The organism is Flavobacterium sp. DG2-3 (assembly GCF_030730925.1).
Classification (GTDB): domain Bacteria; phylum Bacteroidota; class Bacteroidia; order Flavobacteriales; family Flavobacteriaceae; genus Flavobacterium.
This window is the reverse complement of sequence record NZ_JAVAMB010000023.1, coordinates 1-20,401: the sequence shown is the minus strand read 5'-3', so window position 1 is coordinate 20,401 and position 20,401 is coordinate 1. Positions and strand designations below refer to the sequence as shown.

Genomic DNA, 20,401 nt, shown 5'->3' with positions numbered 1-20,401 from the left:
CCTTTGCGGCTAAAAAAAATAACCCGCTATGAAATACAAAATAGCTTTTCTCGCAATTCTATTTATTTTCGGAAATCTATTTTCCCAAAATAAATACCGCCTTAAAAATATTTCTACTACCGACGGACTTTCGCAGAGTTCTGTCATTGCTATTCATCAGGATAAATTTGGACAGATGTGGTTTGGAACCCGCGATGGATTAAATAAATATGATGGAAGCCGTTTTACCATTTTCAGAAACGATGCTGCTGATAAATATTCGATCAGCAACAATGATATTTTGGCAATTGACGAAGATACTTCAGGAAAAATCTGGGTGGGAACTTATAATGGTTTAAACTGTTACGATCCTGTTTCCAATCGTTTTACGAGATATTTGCATACCAAAGCCAATCATACCATTAGCAATAATGCGGTTTGGAGCATTCGTGAAATTGGCGGCGAAATGTGGTTTGGAACTTCAAAAGGATTAACGATTTACAACAAAAAAACAGAGCGTTTCACATCGGTTTTTCATTCCGATGATGATGCTTCTACCCTTCCGAGCAATAATATTCTGAGTATTTTAAAAACCAAAAAAGGCGAAATCTGGATTGGAACTACAAAAGGTTTATGTCAGTTGACTAACAGACAAAATGGAAAATTCAGCTTTAAAAATTATCCGTTAAACACAACCGATTTATTAAATGTTCAGTCAGTAATTGAGAACAAAGACGGCAGTTTATGGGTCGGAACAAAAAATAAAGGGCTTTTAAAATTTGATTTGAAAACGAAGGCTTTTGTTTCTTTTCTTTCATCTGAAAAATATCGTGAAATCAATACTGATATTCGTTCTTTACTAATTGACAATCAAGGTTCTTTGTGGGTTGGTGCGTATGACGGAATTTATATTCTGGGACAAGATAAAAGTCTTCAGAAAATCAATAACAGCAATAATAATAACGGAATCGACAAGGTGAAATCGGTTTTTATGGATCGAAAGGGTTCCATTTGGATTGGCTGTTATTACAAAGGCGTGAATCTTTGGGATGTTTCGAATGTCAATTTTTCGAATTACAATCAGAATTCGAAAAAGATTCCGATGAGTTTTGATGTCGTGAGTTCTATTATTGCGGATAAAAATCAGAATATTTATTTTGGAACTGAAGGCGGCGGAATTACTATTTTCAATAAAAATAACGAAGCTGTAAGCTACATCAACAGTAAAACGGGACAATCGAATAAAAACGATATTAAAGCGATGTGCCTTTCTGACGATCATATTTTATGGATTGGAACTTTTTCGAAGGGATTATCAGCTTACAATACCATTTCAAAACGAATTGAAGATAACAGAATCGCTTCTGATTTAGCTGAATTATTAAAAGAAAGCGGTGTTTATTCGCTTAAAGCGGAAAATAAAATTTTATGGATCGGAACTTTTGGTAAAGGTTTGATTCGTTACGATACTTTGGATAAAACTTTTCAGATTATTGGCAATGATAATACAAAACCAGTTTTTCTGACCAACAACATGGTTCGCAGCATTTTAATCGACAAACAAAATTCGATCTGGCTGGGGACACAAAATGGCCTGAATCGCATTTCACTTCGCAATTTTAATCCGAAAAAATATACCATACAGCATTTCTTTTACGATCATCCTTCTTTGTCTGGCGATGATATTTTGACTTTGTTTGAGGATTCTCAAAACAAAATCTGGGTCGGAACCAAAGCAAAAGGACTTCATGTTTTTGACGGAAAAAAATTCAGCAGAATCAATTTAAAGATTGGAAATACGGTTATCACTTCCATCCATTCGATTTTAGAAGATAATGACAAAAACTTATGGATCAGCACCAATCAGGGTATTCTTAAATACAACACTGTTAAAAAATCGGTTGCAATTTATGATCAGAAAGACGGTTTGGCAAGTAATGAATTTAATGATAATTCGGCTTTAAAAGCGGGCGCGAATCAGTTTTATTTTGGAAGTCCGTCTGGAGCAACTTATTTTGATGCGGGTAAAATTTCCTTAAACCAATATGCTCCGCAGGTTTTAATTACCGATTTGAAAATTAAAAACGAAACTGTCAATGCGCATGATAAAGACGGTATTCTAGAAAGAAGTATCGGTTTTACTAAAACCATTATTTTGGATTACGATAAGGCAAATTTTTCGATTGGTTTTGCGATTCCGAATTATATTCGATCAAAAAACAATCAATACAGCTATCGCTTAATTGGATTGGAAAATAACTGGACAACGACAAAAAACAGCGAAGCCAATTTTGCGATTCAGAATCCGGGAACGTATACGTTTGAAGTTCGCGGTGCCAATAACGATGGGGTTTGGAATCAGACTCCGACTACTTTGACCGTTGTGGTAAATCCGGCTCCGTGGCGCAGTATCTGGGCTTTTTTATTGTACGGAATTATAATTGGTTTAGGCCTTTATGGTTTGATTTGGATTATGAAATCGAAAGCCAGATTGAAACAAAAATTGGAACTGGAGTATCTGGAAACGCAAAGAATTGAAGAAAATAACAAATTGAAACTGGATTTCTTTACGAATATTTCGCACGAATTCAGAACGCCTTTGACTTTAATTTTAGGTCCGTTACAGCAGATTTTGGCTGATTATAACGGAACCAACGAAATGTACAAAAAGCTTTTGGTAATTGAAGGAAGTGCGAATCATCTTTTGAGTTTGATTAACCGTTTAATGGATTTTAGAAAACTCGAAAACCATCAGGTTACGCTGGAATCGGCAAACGGAAATATCGTCAAATTCACCAAAGAAATCTTTTTATCGTTTATCGAATATGCCAAAGACGGCGGTTACGAATACACATTCGAAACCGAAAATGAAGAAATTCTGGTTTATTTTGACCGATACAAATTGGAACGTGTTTTTTATAATTTGATTTCGAATGCCTTTAGATACACTCCAAAAGGCGGTTCGATCAACATTAAAATCAATCACGATCAGCAGAATCTTTTTATAGCAGTTGAAGATTCGGGAGTTGGCATTTCTGAAGAACATATTGACAAAATTTTCGATTTGTTTTTTGAAGTTCCAACACACAATCAGGTTCAGAAAAATTATAACAAAGGAACGGGAATCGGACTTTCGATCGTAAAAAACATTGTCGAACTTCATAAAGGAAAAATTGATGTTACCAATAAACCTTCTGGCGGCGTTATTTTTACAGTGACTTTACCGCTTGGGCGCGAACATCTGCTTGACAGCGAAATTATTCCGGATTTTAAAATCAGCGACGATATTGCACAATATCAGGCACAATTGGAACCTTCGGAAGTTATTGAAAATGAAGATCTGGAAGATTTAATTGTAAACGAAGAAAAACAGACCGTTTTGTTGGTTGAAGATCATAAGGTTTTGAGAAAGTTCATGAAAAACCTGCTCAAAAAAGATTACAATATTATTGAAGCCGAAAATGGAAAAATCGCTTTAGAAAAAGCCTTAAAATTTGTTCCAAACTTGATTATCAGTGACGTAATTATGCCCGAAATGGTGGGAACAGAATTGTGTTCGAAAATCAAAGAAAACATCAAAACGAGCCATATTCCTGTAATATTGCTGACTTCAAGATCTTCATTAGTATACAAATTTGAAGGATTGGAAAGCGGTGCCGATGATTACATCAGCAAACCATTCAATTTAATTGAATTCAGGCTTCGCGTAAAAAACCTTCTGAACATGACAGAACGTTTAAAAATGAAGTTTTCTAGCGAAGACAGTTTTATTCCGTCAGAAATTACGGTTTCTTCGCTTGACGAGGAATTATTAAAAAAAGCATTCAAAATTGTAGAAGAGAATATTTCGAACGAACAATTTGATATTCCGTTTTTCTGTTCAGAACTGGGTGTCAGCCGAACGATGTTATTTCTAAAAATTAAAGCTTGGACGAATTGTACGCCAAACGAATTTATTCACGAAATAAGATTAAAACGCGCGGCTCAATTATTAGAACAAAACAAATTAACCGTTTCAGAAGTCAGCTATAAAGTCGGCTTCAACAATCCGAAATACTTTAGCAAATGCTTTCAGAAAAAGTACGGCGAAACTCCGTCGCAATATGCAGACAAATTTTATAAATCTTCTGCTATAATTTAACAAACCTACTGTTTTAGGGACTTAAAAAAGGGTATCTGTATTTTTAGATACCCTTTTTTGTACTTCTATATCGTTTTCGGCATCTACATTTGCGATATGAAAATCAAGAAAAACTACTTCTCATTGCTACAGATTTTATTTGTCGTAATCATCATCGGAATGAGCTTACTGATTTTTTACTACAGCTAACTTTTAACCTTAAAACCAAAAAATGAATGTTTACAAATCACAAAAACAAACCGTTTAAATGGTGTTTACTGGTGTCTTTTTTACTGGTAAATTTCATTGTGAATGCACAGGACAAAAAAGTCACCGGAAAAATTACTTCCAGCGAGGATCAACTCGGACTTCCTGGTGCCAATGTTTATATTAAAAATTCCTCTGTGGGCGCTTCTGCCGATATGGACGGAAACTACTCAGTAATTGTTAATGAAAAAAATGCTGTTTTAGTTTTCAATTTTGTCGGATTTCAAAGTGTTGAAGTTCCCGTTGGCACTAAAAGCGTAATCAACGTAAGCTTAAAACCAGATACCAAAGCGCTAGACGAGGTTGTAGTAGTAGGATACGGAACGCGTAAAAAGAGCGACATTACAGGATCTGTTTCTTCAGTTACGGCAAAAGAACTGACGGCTTTTCCACTTTTAAACGCAGAACAAGCTTTGCAAGGACGTGCAGCGGGGGTTTCTGTTATGACGAATAACGGAGGCGAACCAGGCGCGCCAGTAAAAATCAGGGTTCGTGGGGGAACTTCGATTAATGCGAGTGGAGATGCTTTGATTGTTGTTGACGGGTTTGCAGGCGTTTCTATGCCAGCGCCTCAAGATATTGCTTCTATCGAGGTTTTAAAAGATGCTTCGGCAACAGCAATTTACGGATCTCGTGGATCTAATGGGGTTATCATGGTTACGACGAAAAAAGGAAAACCAGGAAAACCAGTAATTGAATTCAGCAATTCGACTTCTGTACAATCGGTAAATAACAAATTGCATTTATTAAATGCTGATCAGTTTGCGGCGTACAGAAAAAGTTTTACCACACATACGCAAGGTCCGGCAAACACAGACTGGCAAGATGTTATTTATCGTGACGGAATGATTTCGAATACGCAACTGTCATTTTCTGGCGGATCTGAAAATGTGAGATATTATGTTTCTGGAACGTATTTTAATCAAAATGGAGTTGTAATCAATTCTGGAATCGATAAATACACAATTGTAAGCAATTTGGAAGCTGATTTATCTCCAAAGTTTAAAGTGGGTTTAAACACTTTTACAAGCAAGCAAAACAAAGAAGGAATTGTAAGTCAGACGGGCGCTGGAGGAACGGGTGCTGCGGGTGTAATTGCTTCTGCTTACCGTTTTATGCCAGATAAAGGTATTTATAATGCCGACGGATCTTATACGACTACAGCGCCAATTGGAGACGATATTGACAACCCGTATGCGACAGCAATGGAAAATATTCTGGAAACGGTTTCTATCGTAAACAGAAGCAATTTCTTTGGACAATATCAAATTACAAAAGATCTTGATTTTAAAACGACTTTAGGTTTAACCGATAATAATTCGCAGACAGGAAGATTTATTCCATCGACTTTAATTGCAGGAAAAAATATTAAAGGAGAAGCTTCTGTAAACAACACTAGATTTTCTTCTTTCTTGACAGAGAATTATCTGACTTTCAAACGTGAAATTATCGACAGAGGTATGCTGACGGTTTTGGGCGGTTATTCGTATCAGAAAAACAAAAACGAAAATTCGTATGCGGGTTCGAGAGGATTTTTAACAAATACAAATTCGTATAGAAATTTAGGCGCTGGAACTGTTTTCTTAAAACCAGATTCTGGATTATCTGAGACCGAGTTGATTTCTGCTTTCGGACGTTTAAACTTTGATTATGCCGACAAATATTTGCTAACCTTTACAGCGAGACGAGACGGTTCTTCGAGCTTTAGTAAAAACTACAAATACGGAACTTTCCCTTCTGGAGCAATTGGATGGAATGTTAGCAAAGAAAACTTCTTAAAAGACAATAAAACAGTTTCTAACTTAAAATTAAGAGCGAGTTATGGAGCAACAGGAAACCCTTCAATTGGTGCCTACTCTACTCTTTCTAGATTTTCTGAAATTTATTATGTGAGCGGTGACGTGATTACCAATTCAGTACAGTTGACTTCATTAGACAATCCGAACTTGAAATGGGAAACTTCGTATCAGCAAGATTACGGAATTGATTTGGGTTTATTTGATAACCGAATCAGCATTACGGCAGATTATTATAAAACCATTACGAAAGATTTATTGTTTAACCGTCCGCTTCCAGGAATCTCAGGAATTGCTTCTCAGCTTCAAAATGTGGGCGAATTGGAAAATAAAGGATGGGAATTAGGAATTAATACCCGAAATTTTATTGGTGCTGATTTTACTTGGTCAACGAACTTTAATATTTCTTCGAACAAAAACAAAGTATTAAAATTAGCCGATAACAAAGACCTTTTAATCAATTCTGCGCCAGGACATTTCTTGGCAACTGAATCTCAGATTTTAAGAGTCGGACAGCCTGTTGGTTCTTTCTTCGGATTTATTTATGATGGTGTAATTCAGCAAGGTGAAACAGTTTTACCTGGAAATTTTGAAACTGCTCCTGGAGGTGAAAAATTCAGAGATTATAATGGCGATGGAAAACTAGATTCTCAGGATAAAACGATTATTGGAAACCCAAATCCTGATTTCATTTTCGGATTCAATAATGATTTCACGTATAAAAATCTGGATTTGAATATCTTTTTCCAAGGTTCACAAGGAGGTCAGATTTTAAACTATACTTTGATGGAATTGGCTTCTGGAAATAACAATGCTACAACAGAAGTTTTAGATGCTTGGACACCGACCAATACAGATACAAACGTTCCTGCAAATGCGGCGAGAACCAAAAGAATCACTTCAAGATTTGTTTATGACGGAAGTTATATTCGTTTGAAAAACGTTTCTATCGGTTACAGTTTAGACGAGAAAGTTGTTTCTAAAATCGGATTAAGCAAAGTTCGTTTTTACATCAGTGCGCAAAATCTTTGGACAATTACAGATTATCCGGGAACCGATCCTGAAACCAACTATTTAAACGACACCAATTCAAGAAGTAACACCAACCTTGGGTTAGATTACGGCGGATATCCAAACGTAAGAACGTTCACTTTCGGATTTAATTTAAAATTCTAGTTAAAAAATATTCAGATATGAAAAAATATATAGCTTTTCTATTTGTCGGAACACTGGCTTTTTTCAGCTGTTCTGATCTAGAAGAAAAACCGGTTGGAATTATTCGTCCGGACAACTTCTTCAACAACACAGACGATTTACAGGCTGCTGTAAACGGAGCTTTTGCCAACATTGGCCACAACAATTACTGGGGAAGAGAATTTACAATTGCCTTAATGCTTCGTGACGATATGTCTGACATTGGCGATAGAACCACACAAGCCGCGCGTATTGATGTAAACGACATGAGCATGAATGATACCAACGCATTGGTAGCGAATTTTTGGCCTCAATCGTATGTAATTATTACAGCCGCCAATCAAGCCATTGAAGGGGCTAAAAAAACACCTGGAGATCCTGCAAAAGTCAACGCGATTGTGGCTCAGGCGCATTTTGCGAGAGCATTTGCCTACTACCATTTAGTGCGTCTTTTTGGCGATATTCCGTATGTTGATTTTGTTGTGAATGATGTGAATCAGGTTAATTCAATCGGTAAAACAAAAGAGGCTGAAATTTATCCTAAAATCATTGCCGATTTAGAATTTGCGAAACAATGGCTGGATGACAAACCAAAAGTAAAAGCGGTGCCAGGAAAAGGAACTGCGGCGGGCTATTTGGCTTCTGTTTACTTGACTTTAGGAAATTTTCAAAAAGCGTATGACGAAGCTAAATTTGTAATTACAAACGAAGCTAAATTTGGTTTGGGACTTGATGCAGATTTTCAGGATTTGTTTAATGCTACGAAAACAGCTTCTTTAAAAGAACCTCTTTTTACAATTGACTTTAACAACTTAACTTCAGGAAATTACGGTCAAGATTATACGGCGTTTTTTACTGGATCTTTAAAAGACGATAGCTACAGCTACGGACAAGGATTTTCGGTTGCGGTTCCTTCTTTAAAAGTATTCAATACTTGGGATCAAAGAGATTACAGAAGAGCGGTAAGTTTTGATACGATTATCAGAAAGAAAACAGGTCCAGGCGGATCGCTGCAGGTTTATCCGTCAAGCGATAACGAAAAAGCGCCTCGTCCACATATTGCTAAATATTTCCGTTTTCCGGGAAAAGCTGGAGCTAACGGAAGAACTTCACAGCACAACTACATTACGATGCGTTTTGCAGAAGTTTTACTAACCGCTGCAGAAGCTCTTAACGAAATCAATCCGGGAACTACAGAAGCTGATGGTTACGTAAACCGCGTTCGCGCAAGAGCAAGAAATAAAGCTGGAAAACTGGTTTCTTTTCCTGCCAACGTAACTCCAGGACTTTCTCAGACCGATTTCAGAAAAATGGTTATTGACGAAAGAAGATTGGAACTGGCTTTTGAATATGTGAGATGGTATGATATAAAAAGGCTTAAAATCGGACCTGAAGTTTTTGGACCAAACGGTTTAGAACCACATGCTAATTTCGATCCGAACAGAGATTATCTGTGGCCATTGCCAGGAACTGAATTGGCTATTAATCCGAATTTACAACCAAATAATCCTGGTTACTAATTGTTGATTATGGTACGCGGATGACACAGATTCGCTTTCGCGAAAGCGCTGATTTTAACGGATTTCTTTCTTTTTGGTTGTCATTGTTTCACGCAGATTTAAAAATGATTTTGGCAGAGAGCGCAGATTTAAAGTTCTCGCAGATTTGGCAGATTGAGCAGATTTATTTCAAAAAATCTTTAAAAATCTGCATGAAACAAAAAAATCAGCTTAATCTGCCAAATCTGCGGGAGTAAATAAAAAATCTATTCAAATCTGCTTTAATCTGCAGAAATCTGCGTGAAACAAAAACTAGCGAAAATCCGCGTTCAAAAAAATATATATTTTAAATATGAAGAATGTCAATTTTGTTTTTCTAATTCTGGGTTTTGCATCGCTGGCAACAGCGTGCAAACCTGGGGTTAATCCTCAAACAACAACTTCTGCTGCGACAGAAAAATTATTGAAAACCCGTTACCAAATGCTGCTCGATTATCCAGTTGATTCGATGTCGATGCCGAGAAGCATGAACATTAAAACAATGGAAATTCGAAAAGTTCCGTCAAGAGATTGGACAAGCGGATTTTTTGCTGGAAACCTTTGGCAGTTATACCGACTCACAGGTGATTCTAGATACAAAGAACAAGCTCAAAAATGGACTCCTTTTAGCAAAAAGGAAAGTGTCAATAGTAATTCGCATGACGTAGGTTTTAAAGTGTTTTGCAGTTTTGGAGAAGCGCTGAAAGTGGAAAACAAGAAAGAATACGAAGCTGTAATTGTTAAAGGCGCCGAAACTTTATGCACAAGGTTTAGTCCAAAAGTGGGTTCTATTCGTTCTTGGGATTTCAACAAAGAAATTTGGGATTATCCGGTTATCATCGACAATATGATGAATTTGGAATTACTTTTTGAAGCTTCTAAAATATCTGGAAATCCAAAATACCGTGACGTTGCCATTAAACATGCTAACACGACTTTAAAAAATCAGTTTAGAGCAGACAATTCGTGTTATCACGTAATTGATTATAATCCGAATACGGGAGAAGTTAGAAAGAAAACGACTTTGCAGGGTTACAATGACGATTCGGTTTGGGCGCGTGGCCAAGCTTGGGCAGTTTACGGATTTACGATGTCGTACCGATACACCAAAGATCCCGCTTATTTGAAACAAGCTGAAGGAACCGCAAAGTTTTTTATGACGAATAAAAATCTGCCAGAAGACGGAATTCCATATTGGGATTTTAAAGATCCGAGTATTCCAAATTCGGCTCGTGATGTTTCTGCGGCAATGGTTATGGCTTCTGGACTATACGAATTGTATACTTACACCAAAGATAAAAGTTATCTCGCTTTCGCGGATAAACTAATGGCTTCCGTACAATCTGAAAAGTATATTTTAAGTACAGAAATCAAAGCCCCTTTCCTACTCGATCACAGCACTGGAAACTGGCCAAAACACGACGAAATCGACGAACCAATTATTTATGCCGATTATTATTTTTTAGAAGCGCTTCTTAGAAAAAGGTCCTAAGGTACTAAGATGCTAAGGCGCTAAGATGTTGAGCAAAGCAAAAAAAAGCCTTTGAATCTTTAATCTTAACACAATAAAACCTTAGCAGCTCAGAACCTTAGTAGCTCAGAACCTCAAAAAAAAGCTTTGTACCTATGAAAAAACCACTGTACCATTATAATACATTTTACATTTTTATTACCCTTGTTTTTGTTCAATTTTGTCTGAGCAGCAGTTTTGCTCAGACAAAAACAAACATTAACGACAATTGGCAGTATTTGGAAAATCATACTGCCAACCTCAGCGAAGCTCAAAAAGCTTCTAACTGGGTTTCTCTCAACTTGCCACACACTTGGAATGCCGAAGATGCCACCGATTTAAATCCGGGCTATCGACGTGATGCGAGCTGGTACCAGAAGAATCTCAATATTTCAAAAATCGATCAAAATCAGGTTTATTCGCTTTATTTTGAAGGATCAAATGTTACTACGAATGTTTACGTAAACGGTAAAGAAGCTGGATCGCATATTGGCGGTTATATTGGTTTTTCTATCGATATTACTAAATTCATAAAAGAAGGAAACAACGATATTTTTGTTCGTGTCGATAATAGTTATGATATTGAAATTATTCCTTCTCAAAAAAGCGATTTTTTTATTTATGGCGGAATAACGCGTGATGTTTGGTTGGTTTCGAAATACAAAAGCCATATCGAAAACCTGAAAATAACTACGCCTGAAGTTTCAGCTAAAAAAGCTTCCGTACAAATTGTTTCGTCCATTATAAATCCAGAGAATTCAAAAGATTTGTCGCTTACTGTAACTTTAAAAACTCCAAAAGGCAAAAAAGTCGCAAGCAAAACAATTTCTGTTTCGGATAAAGTTTCGACAATCACTTTCGAAAACATCAAAAACCCAGAGCTTTGGGATACTGAAAAACCGAATTTATATAAACTGACGGCTTCTTTATCTGAAAAAAATCAAGTTAGAGACAGCGTTTCAGAAAAAGTTGGTTTTAGATGGTTTGAGTTTAAAGATCATGGCCCTTTTTATCTTAACGGAAAACGTCTGTTAATTCGCGGAACACATCGCCATGAAGAACAAGCTGGAGTTGGCGCTGCCATGAGCAACGAACAGCATTGGGCCGATATGAAATCGATAAAAGAAATGGGCGCCAACTTTGTCCGTTTAGCACATTATCCGCAAGATCCTGAAATTTACAAAGCTTGTGATGAACTAGGATTATTGGTTTGGGATGAATTGCCGTGGTGTCGAGGCGGCATCGGAAATGAGGTTTGGAAAACCAATACCAAAAATATGCTGGCGGAAATCATCAATCAAAATTACAATCATCCGAGTATTATAATCTGGTCTTTAGGAAACGAAATGAACTGGCTTCCTGACTTTCCAGACGGAGATAATGCTGATAAAATGAATGCTTTTTTAACGGAATTAAATGACATTTCGCATAAGCTAGATCCGACAAGAAAAACAGCCATTAGAAAATACTATGAAGGTTCGCATATTGTAGATGTATTCTCGCCTTCGATCTGGTCGGGCTGGTATTCTGGAAGTTACAAAAGCTACCAAAAAGCTATTGATGTTTATAAAAAAGAATACAAACATTTTATTCATGCCGAATACGGTGGAGATAGTCACGTTGGCCGTCACAGCGAAAAGCCAATAACGGGCGAAAATGTAATAAAATCTGAAGGCTGGGAAGAAGCAATTGTTCAAACCAAAGTGGCCAACATTGCTCAAATTGGCGATTGGAGCGAAAATTATATAGTTGATTTGTTTGACTGGCATTTGCATATATCCGAGAATGATCCAACGTTTGTGGGAAATATTCAGTGGGCATTTAAGGATTTTGCAACGCCGTTACGACCAGAAGATGATATTCCGTACATGAATCAGAAAGGTTTGACGGACAGAAACGGAATTCCGAAGGATGCCTATTATGTTTTTAAAAGCTACTGGGCGACAACACCTTTCGCGTATATCGAATCGCATACGTGGACAGAACGCCAAGGTCCTGAAAACACACCGAGAACCATCAGTGTTTTCAGTAATTGCGAAAAAGTAACTTTGTTCCATGACGGAAAATCATTGGGAGAAAAACAACGAAATCTTTCCCTTTATCCTGCAAATGGATTAACTTGGGATGTCAATTTCAAAAAAGGCGAGAATATTTTATTAGCCGTTGGAAAAACTAAAGAAGGAAAAACAGTTTCGGATACGCTGAAAGTGAATTATCGTTTCAATAAAAATGATACGGCAGTTTCACTTCAACTTTCATCAGAAAAACTAAAAAACGGAAATTATTTAGTTACTGCAATTGCAATAGACAACAATAATTTACGCTGTCTGGATTATGAAGCAAGCGTGTATTTTCAATGTTTAAAGGGAGGAAAAACATTGAAAAACCAAGGAACACCAACAGGAAGCGAATCGATTAGAATGGCAAACGGAAAAGCTTCAATTGAAGTAATTCCAGATGGTTCTGGAAATCCGATAGAAATGACAGCTTTGAATCAGAGTTTTAAAGGAGAATATTTGAGGATTTCTACTCAATAATTTTTCTAGCCACAAAGACGCTAAGGCACTAAGTTTTTTTTTGTTTCACGCAGATTTTGCAGATTAAGCAGATTATTTTTCTCATATAGTTTGTCATCCTGACGAAGGAAGGATCACACTCGAAAATCGATAAAGATTGGCGAATTAGCATGCGGAGCTTCTTGTGCGATCCTTCCTTCGTCAGGATGACAAAAAAATCTTTGCGTCTTAGCGACTGCAAGAAGCAAAAACAAAAACAAAAAAACTTAGTGCCTTAGCGCCTTCGTGGCAAAACAAAAACACAAATACCAAAAAACAAATTATAAAATGAAAAAACTATTAACCGCATTACTCCTAACCTCTTCCGTTTTGGTGTCTGCACAAAATCTAATCTCAAACGTACCCAACCGCAATACCACTTCACTAAACGGAGTATGGAATTATATCATCGATCCGTATCAAACGGGGTTTTACAGCTTTCACTTGGATCAATATGATAAAAATGAAAAAGCGCCAAAAGGAGCTTTTTTTAGCAATTATCATGCTCAAAACAAACAGGAATTAGTAGAATATGATTTCGATAAATCGCCAACAATTACAATTCCGGGCGATTGGAATTCACAGGTTCCTGAATTGAAATATTACGAAGGCAATGTATGGTTCAAAAAGTCGTTTGACTACAATTTAGCGCCTAAAAAACGCTTATTTGTATACTTGGGAGCTATCAATTATAAAGCTGATGTTTATTTAAACGGAAAAAAACTAGGCACACATGAAGGCGGTTTTACTCCGTTTAATTATGAAGTGACTTCTATTGTAAAACCAAAAGACAATTATCTGGTTATTAAAGTTGATAACACGCGCCACAAAGAAGATGTCCCGACAGTAAATACCGATTGGTGGAATTACGGCGGCATCACACGCGATGTGACTTTGATTGAAGAGGACGATTCTTTTGTACAAGATTACACCATTCAGCTTAAAAAAGGAAATACTGCGGTAATTTCAGGTTTTGTAAAAATCAATAATTTAAATTCGACTCAAAATGCCGTTTCGATTTCGATTCCAGAATTGAAAATCAATTACAAAGGAAAAGTTGGTGCTGACGGAAATCTAAATTTTGAAATTCTAGCGAAAAAAATATCATACTGGTCTCCAGAAAACCCGAAATTATATGATGTTACAATCGATTTTAACGGAAAAAAACTAAGCGATAAAATTGGTTTTAGAACTATCGAAACCAAAGAAGATAAAATCTTGCTTAACGGAAAACAGATCTTTTTACGCGGTATTTCTATTCACGAAGAAAATGCCAAAGGCGGGCGTGCTAATTCTGTTGAAGATGCTTTGCGCTTGTTGAATTGGGCAAAAGAAATGGGCTGTAATTATGTTCGTTTGGCACATTATCCGCATAACGAAAATATTATTCGTGAAGCTGATAAAATGGGAATCATGGTTTGGGAAGAAATTCCGGTGTATTGGACCGTGGAATTTACAAACAAAAACACCTATCAAAATGCCGAAGATCAATTAACAGCTTCTATTGTAAGAGATAAAAATAGAGCCAGTATTATTATCTGGTCAATGGCCAATGAAACTCCAATTTCTGAAGCACGAAATACTTTCATTAGAAATTTAGCATCACATACGAGATCATTAGACAATACAAGATTAATCAGCGCGGCTTTATTAACAAAAAATGAAACTATAGATGATCCAATTGGTGAAGTTTTAGATGTTGTGGCTTTCAATCAATATCTAGGCTGGTACGGCGGAAATCTGGAAGATGCTGAAAAAAAAGTCTGGAAATCTAAATACAACAAACCAATTGTGGTTTCTGAATTTGGAGGCGATGCTAAAGCTGGTTTTCATGGAGAGAAAAACGAACGCTGGACAGAAGAATATCAGGAATATTTATACATTCAGAATTTAAAAATGATTGAAAAAATTCCTCATCTAAGTGGATTAAGTCCGTGGATTCTGGTTGATTTCAGGTCTCCGAAAAGATTGCTTCCAGGGATTCAGGATGGATATAATCGTAAAGGTTTAATTTCGAATGACGGTGAAAAGAAAAAAGCGTTTTATATCATGCAGGATTGGTACACAAAGAAGAAAAGCGAATATTAAAACAAAGTTTATCTGTAGAGGCGCACTGCAGTGCGTCTACACAACGGGGAATCACAATACGTTAGACGCACTGCGGTGCGTCTCTACAGTAAAAAATGACGAAAAAAGAAAACTGTTACCAATTCATTAACAAAAAACCAATCTCAATTTATATGATTTTTCTTCATTATTAACTTACTTTGTGATAATCTAAAAAAATTGTAATCCTATGAAAAAATTATGTTTATTGGCAGTTACGTTGTTTGCTGCTTTTACAGTTCAAGCTCAAGATGTGGTAAAATTTGCTCCGCTTGACAATAGCCCTGTTGATATTTCTTATTTCCCAAACAAAGCCGTAAAATTCAAAAAAACGGATACTCCAAACCCAGTTATCAAAGTGACTTACGCAAGACCTTCTGCAAAAGGAAGAACTATTTTTGGAGATGTTGTAAAGTTTGGCGAAATCTGGAGAGTTGGTGCTAACGAAAACACGGAAATTAAATTCTACAAAGACGTAACTATTGGCGGTAAAAAAGTTCCTGCTGGATACTACAGTTTATTTGCTATTCCTGAAAAAGATAAATGGACCATCATTATCAATAAAGAATTGGATTTATGGGGTGGTTATGCTTACGATGAGAAAAAAGATGTGGTAAGAGTTTCAGTTCCAGTTAAAAACGTTTCTGATGTAATCGAAGCTTTATCTATTGCTTTTACAACTCAAGGAAATGTAGCTAATTTAGTTATTGGTTGGGATAAAACTACGGTTGAATTGCCAATTACAGTGAAGTAATTTTTAATGATACAGGCCACAAAGGCACAAAGTCGCAAAGTTTTTTAAGCTTTGCGATTTTTTTTTGCCACGAATTTCACGAATTGCACTAATTATTATTTTAATTTTAAAAAAAATATAACCGCAAATTACACAAATTTTCACAAATTAGATTTAAAAATAATTTGCGAAAATTTGTGTAATTTGTGGTTTTAACTTTTGAAGAGATTTTCGATTTAGCAGAAAAAAAATTCGTGAATTCGTGGCTATTTTTTTTCAATCGAAATAATCTGTGGCTTTAAACCTTCACAGTTTCTATAATTTTATCCAATGTAATTGGCAAGTCTCGAACACGTTTTCCCGTTGCGTTAAAAACAGCGTTAGCAATTGCAGGCGCCATTCCAACTAAAGCTGTTTCTCCCAAACCTTTTGTCCCCATCGGATTACTGATTGGGTCTTTTTTATTGACGAAAAATACTTCCTGTTTCTCAATATCAGCATTTACAGGAACATGATAATCGGCAAAATTATTATTGATCGGACGCCCGAAACGATGATCGATTTCTAAGGCTTCCATTAATCCCATTCCGATTCCGCCAACTGCTCCACCGAACATTTGTCCCGCAGAAGTTTTCTGACTGATAACTGTTCCAATATCGGCACAAGAAACGACATGTGCTAAACGGATTTTACCCAAATTCGGATTCACTAATACTTTCACAAAATGAACAGAGAACGAATAAATCGAATATTTCTTCGCTTCTTCAGCTGCTTTTGAAAGATTCTCCACTTCTAAGTTTTCCAATTTATTAGCGCTTAAAAGTGCAGTCAGAGCAATCGATTTTGATTTGTCTTTTTTAGAAGAAATCAATCCGTTTTCGAAAGTTAAATCTGTAATCGGAATTCCTTTAAAAGTAGCATTTGTTCCTGCCAATTCCAGCACTTTACTAACCAACAAATTACAAGAATCATGCACGGCAGAGCCTACAGAAGAAGTCGTTGCCGAACCACCTTGCGTTGGACCTTTTGGCAAACCGCTTTTTCCCATTTCGATGATTACATTTTCAGATGGAAGACCTGTAATTTCAGCTCCAATTGCCGTCATCATGGTCGCGGTTCCAGGTCCCATATCGTTCACACTGCACTGTAATACTAAATCACCATTCGCAAGAAATTTTGCTTTTACCGAAGTCGGACTTCTGTAGCAACCAAAAGTTCCAGTTCCCATTCCGTAGCCTACCAGCCAGTTTCCTTCTTTCACAGAACCGGGCTCGTTTTTACGGTTTTTCCAACCAATTTTTTCCATACCCGCTTCGTAGCATTCTAACAGAAACTTACTGCTCCACGGTTTATTTTGTTCCAGATCTTTTTCGGCATAATTGCGTTTTCGAAACTCAATCGGATCTAAATTTAATTTATAAGCCATTTCATCCATTGCAGATTCTAAGGCAAAAGAACCCGTTGCTTCTCCCGGCCCGCGCATCCAGATTGGCGTGCAGGTATCCAAAGGCACAATTCTATAACGAGTAGAAACATTCGGACAATCATAGATAAATCGTGACATATTTACCGTTCCTTCCATAAAATCTTCATAACTCGAAGTCATCGCAACGGCTTCATGAGTTAATCCTGTTAGTTTTCCATCTTTGGTTGCACCCAATCCCATTTTCTGAATGGTATATGGTCTAAAACCAACATTGGTAAACATCTGCTCACGATGCAAAACCAGTTTCACAGGACGATTTAATTTTTTCGCGCCAATTAAAGCCGCGATCTCATACGGCCAAGTATGCAATCCCATTCCGAATGCACCACCAATATATTCTGCATGCACCTCAACATCTTCTACAGGAACGCCAAAAACTCCAGCTACGCTTTTGCGTGTTCCTTCAACTCCCTGACTTTTGGTATATAAAATGGGTTTATTTCCGTCCCATTTCGCAATGATATTCGCCAATTCCATAGGGTTATGAACTTCGGTCGGAATCGTATATTCTGTTTCCAAAACAACTTCGCCATTTTTATAACCGTCATGCTCGCCACGATGATAGTCGTTACCTTTATCGGTTTCGACTTTTTTCTCTTTATCGGCAGCTTTTTGAAGTTCGGTTGAATGTTCTTCTTTAAAATAATCCGCTTTAATTAAGCTCGCTGCGTAGCGCATACGTTCAAAAGTATCCGCAATGACCAAAGCAATCGGCTGATCGTAATACAAAACCGAATCATCTTTGAAAATCTGCAGTGGCTGACCAAAATTATGCTTGTCTTTTGCTTTTTGGTAACCCGAAGGTTTATCTACATTTAAATGCGTAATCACAGCCAAAACTCCTGGCGCCCATTCTGCCTTTTTGGTATCTATAGTTTTGATTCTTCCTTTTGCGATCGTGCTTCCAACAAGGCAAGCATAAACAACTCCAGATGTTTTATATTCAGCCGAATACGTTGCAGAACCTGTTACTTTAGCAAATCCGTCAACTCTATTAATATTACTTGTTTTGCTCATAATTGAATTATTTTGATGCTGCTATTGTAAGTGCTTCTGTTACTGCATTTCCTCCAAGCGTCAATTTAAAATCATTGCCGCCGTATCCTCTTGCGCCTTTCATAGACAGATTTCCTGCTTGTTTAAAAACCTCTTCTGAAACTGTTTTTCCTTTCAAAAATTCTTCGGTTTCTGTTAATCGCCAAGGTTTATGTGCCACACCGCCCATGGCTAATCTGACATCATTTATCTTGTTATTTTTTATATCTAAAGCCACAGCAACTGAGACCAATGCAAAAGCATAACTTGTTCTGTCACGAACTTTTAGATAATGAACATTTTTAGTAAAATTATTATCTGGAATTTCAACTGAAGTAATCAATTCTCTTTCATCCAGTTTATTGTCTTTTTCAGGAGTATTTCCTGGAAGTCTGTGAAAATCTGTAAAATTAATTTCTCGTTTTCCTTTTGGACCTTCTACTAAAACTTTCGCGTCAAGCGCCGCCAAAGCCACGCACATATCACTCGGATGTACGGCTATACAACTGTCAGAAGCGCCAAAAATAGCGTGCATACGGTTAGAGCCGCCAATCGCGCCACATCCGCTTTTAGGTACTCGTTTATTGCAAGGCATATCGTTATTGTAATAATACGAACAGCGTGTTTTTTGCAGCATATTTCCTCCCACAGTTGCCATATGACGAATCTGTTGTGATGCTCCTGCAGCCAAAGCCTGAGCAAGCAAAGGATATTTTTCTTTTATAGAAGCATCTTCGGCAACCTGACTATTTTTTGCCAATGCGCCGATTGAAACTTTTCCTTTTAAAAATTCGATTTTCTTTAAATCCAGTCCGTTGATGTCGACCAATTTATCTGGTGCGACAATATTCTTCTTCATCAAATCGACCAAATTTGTTCCTCCCGCAATAAACATGGAGGAATTGTCTTTGGCTTTTCCTGTTATTGCCGAAGAAGACGACAGTGCTTTAATTATTTGAAAGTTTTTCATAGCTCCTTCCCTCCTTCCTTCACTTCAGTTATCGCATCAACGATATTATGATAAGCACCACAACGGCAAATATTACCGCTCATGTACTCGCTTATTTCTTCTCTGCTGTTGGCATGACCTTCTTTGATACAGGCAATTCCCGACATAATTTGTCCCGGCGTGCAATAGCCGCACTGAAAACCATCGTGTTTTATGAAAGCTTCCTGCATTGGGTGCAGTTTTTTACCTTTTGAAAGTCCTTCAATTGTAGTTACCTGAGCGTTTTGTTGAATCGATGCTAGAGAAAGGCATGACAAAATTCGGGTTCCATTTACATGAACGGTACACGCACCACATTGTCCGTGGTCACAGCCTTTTTTAGTTCCCGTAAGTTGCAATTGCTCACGAAGTAAATCAAGCAAAGTAGTTCTCGGCTCGATATTCAGATTGCGTTTTGTGCCATTTACTTCAATAGAAAGCGGTACGGTTTCTAAATACTCCGCTATTTTTTCGTCCCATTTCTTTTCTGATGCCATTACCAATGAAGGCGGCGTCAGCGCCAAAGCGGTAAAAAGTCCCGATTTCTTTATAAAGTCACGGCGGGAATTAGCATCCTCGGGCGTTACTTTATTCTGGTTTGTTTTTTTAGAAGCCATTCAGTCTATTTGTTAAATTAGCCAATTCACTTTTGTTATTCTAACAAATTTAGCGATCTTCTGTAAGAAAAAATTATAAAATTCAAACATTACTCTTATTTAGAATAATTACAATTTCTATTTTTTTAAAACCATATAAGTGATATAAGTTTAATTAAAATTGCAATCTTTTTTAAACTCAAAGAGCGCTAAGATATTCTACTTAAGCTTTACAAAAACGCGAAAAGCGCAAAGATTAAATGAAAAAAAATCTCGCAAAGTCGCAGAGAGGCAAAGTTTAATGCAAAAAATAACCATATAAGTAATATAAGCATTCTAAGTTCTCTTCTTAATTAAACTTATCACTTATATGGTTTAAAAAACTTTGCGTCTCTTCTTTATGAGATTTATTATGCAAAGTTTTTTTCTCGCAGATTTGGCAGATAAATCAGATTATTGTTGCGTTAAAAGATTTTGCAGATTTTTAAAATATACTAA

10 protein-coding genes are annotated in these 20,401 nt (G+C 36.8%); 7 read left to right on the top strand and 3 right to left on the bottom strand.

Annotation, left to right across the window (positions count from 1 at the left end; genetic code table 11):
* The first annotated feature begins 28 nt into the window (after nt 1–28).
* From Q9Q97_RS20980 to Q9Q97_RS20950, 7 genes are all read left to right on the top strand, one after another.
* Nucleotides 29–4,120 (top strand): two-component regulator propeller domain-containing protein, encoded by a 4,092-nt coding sequence (locus tag Q9Q97_RS20980; protein ID WP_306160716.1) that lies wholly within the window; start codon nt 29–31, stop codon nt 4,118–4,120.
* Between the two features lie 215 nt (nt 4,121–4,335).
* Nucleotides 4,336–7,338: a TonB-dependent receptor gene (locus Q9Q97_RS20975; protein ID WP_306160714.1), complete on the top strand. Its 3,003-nt coding sequence runs from the start codon at nt 4,336–4,338 to the stop codon at nt 7,336–7,338.
* A gap of 17 nt (nt 7,339–7,355) precedes the next feature.
* The gene (locus tag Q9Q97_RS20970; protein ID WP_306160712.1) at nt 7,356–8,876 is read left to right on the top strand and encodes a RagB/SusD family nutrient uptake outer membrane protein; all 1,521 of its coding nucleotides are present in this window, start codon (nt 7,356–7,358) and stop codon (nt 8,874–8,876) included.
* 331 nt (nt 8,877–9,207) lie between these two features.
* Nucleotides 9,208–10,386, top strand: a complete 1,179-nt coding sequence (locus Q9Q97_RS20965; protein ID WP_306160710.1) for a glycoside hydrolase family 88 protein — start codon at nt 9,208–9,210, stop codon at nt 10,384–10,386.
* A 134-nt stretch (nt 10,387–10,520) separates the two neighbouring features.
* Nucleotides 10,521–12,941, top strand: coding sequence for a glycoside hydrolase family 2 TIM barrel-domain containing protein (locus Q9Q97_RS20960; RefSeq protein ID WP_306160708.1), 2,421 nt, complete (start codon nt 10,521–10,523; stop codon nt 12,939–12,941).
* A gap of 306 nt (nt 12,942–13,247) precedes the next feature.
* Nucleotides 13,248–15,047 (top strand): glycoside hydrolase family 2 protein, encoded by a 1,800-nt coding sequence (locus Q9Q97_RS20955; protein ID WP_306160707.1) that lies wholly within the window; start codon nt 13,248–13,250, stop codon nt 15,045–15,047.
* Between the two features lie 208 nt (nt 15,048–15,255).
* Nucleotides 15,256–15,819, top strand: a complete 564-nt coding sequence (locus tag Q9Q97_RS20950; RefSeq protein ID WP_306160705.1) for a DUF2911 domain-containing protein — start codon at nt 15,256–15,258, stop codon at nt 15,817–15,819.
* 277 nt (nt 15,820–16,096) lie between these two features.
* Here Q9Q97_RS20950 and Q9Q97_RS20945 read toward each other — a convergent pair whose 3' ends face one another.
* Genes Q9Q97_RS20945 through Q9Q97_RS20935 form a run of 3 tightly spaced genes read right to left on the bottom strand, consistent with a single transcriptional unit; the run spans nt 16,097 to nt 19,924 of the window.
* Nucleotides 16,097–18,301 (bottom strand): xanthine dehydrogenase family protein molybdopterin-binding subunit, encoded by a 2,205-nt coding sequence (locus tag Q9Q97_RS20945; RefSeq protein WP_306160703.1) that lies wholly within the window; start codon nt 18,299–18,301, stop codon nt 16,097–16,099.
* A gap of 7 nt (nt 18,302–18,308) precedes the next feature.
* Nucleotides 18,309–19,289, bottom strand: coding sequence for a xanthine dehydrogenase family protein subunit M (locus Q9Q97_RS20940; RefSeq protein WP_306160701.1), 981 nt, complete (start codon nt 19,287–19,289; stop codon nt 18,309–18,311).
* Entirely contained in the window at nt 19,286–19,924 is a 639-nt protein-coding gene (locus tag Q9Q97_RS20935; protein WP_306160699.1) for a 2Fe-2S iron-sulfur cluster-binding protein, read from the bottom strand. Before Q9Q97_RS20935 ends, Q9Q97_RS20940 begins: the two co-directional genes overlap by 4 nt.
* Nucleotides 19,925–20,401: the final 477 nt, after the last annotated feature.